The sequence below is a fragment of the Arsenophonus sp. ENCA genome, from assembly GCF_002287155.1.
Lineage (GTDB): Bacteria > Pseudomonadota > Gammaproteobacteria > Enterobacterales > Enterobacteriaceae > Arsenophonus > Arsenophonus nilaparvatae.
Genome location: NZ_NHNG01000628.1, coordinates 1 through 922, shown reverse-complemented (window position 1 = coordinate 922; position 922 = coordinate 1). Strand labels below are relative to the sequence as shown.

Annotated in this window: 2 protein-coding genes; both read left to right on the top strand. The window is 38.1% G+C overall.

From position 1 onward, the window contains the following. The coding region (locus CBG25_RS16170) for a hypothetical protein (RefSeq protein ID WP_290607903.1) at positions 1 to 735 on the top strand (735 nt) is incomplete at its 5' end. Continuing rightward, the coding region (locus CBG25_RS16165; RefSeq protein WP_290607902.1) for a hypothetical protein at positions 732 to 922 on the top strand (191 nt) is incomplete at its 3' end. The genes CBG25_RS16170 and CBG25_RS16165, both read left to right, overlap by 4 nt.

Sequence of the window (922 nt, the reverse complement as noted above, 5' to 3'; positions counted from 1 at the left end):
GAAATAACCACTGATCTCCTTCAGTCACACTATCAATACTATTCCACAATAGTTGATACCAATAAAAACAATTATCCAGTTAATCGTCCATTGATGAAAAAAAATGATATCGTCCTGGATATTGAGGAAAACCATCAAATTAGCGAAAAAGTTAAAGCAACAATCGGAGTCAAACAACAATATGACAACAAAGCTGCTGACACAGAAATAGCTACTTTAACCGCTAACAGTGCTCATTTGAAAAACACTAGCCATAAAACGGTAACAGAACACAATTTATCACCACTGATTGCAAATGAGTTAAATAACATAGAACCAGCAGCGCAAGAAAATTACCACTCTCCTATAGATAGTAATAACTTAGCTAATAACGATAGTGCACTTCCTTTGGCTGGTTGGCCAACCTTCCAAGCCTCAGCCAGCTACCAAAGTGACATAGCGGCAGAACCAGCCGCCAAAACAGCAACAATCGCTGTACCATTTAGCCATCCATCACCTGAAGCAGAATTACGTTATACATTCACTCAATGGCAAGGTACTCATCACGTTGATATTTACCGAATTGCAGATCACAATCTTCAACTTATGGCATCAAATAACTATGTTATGTCTATACTTCAGCGCCATTTAAACGAGAAAGTATCTGCACGGTCAGTATTTTTATCTGACACACTTAATATCACACTCAATGAAGTACTCGATAACAGTGACGAATCAGGTGAGCCATCATCATGAAAGGCAAATTATCACTTAAAACCAGCAGATATGTAGATAAAAGCGCGTTATTTGTCGCACTTACAGCACATTACCCCAACGAACAAATTGTTACTGATAGCCACCACTTCGTATTAGTGTTACAACAACCGAAATTACCATTAACCGTTTATTTACCGATTGATGGCGTACTCAGTCAATACTTAAC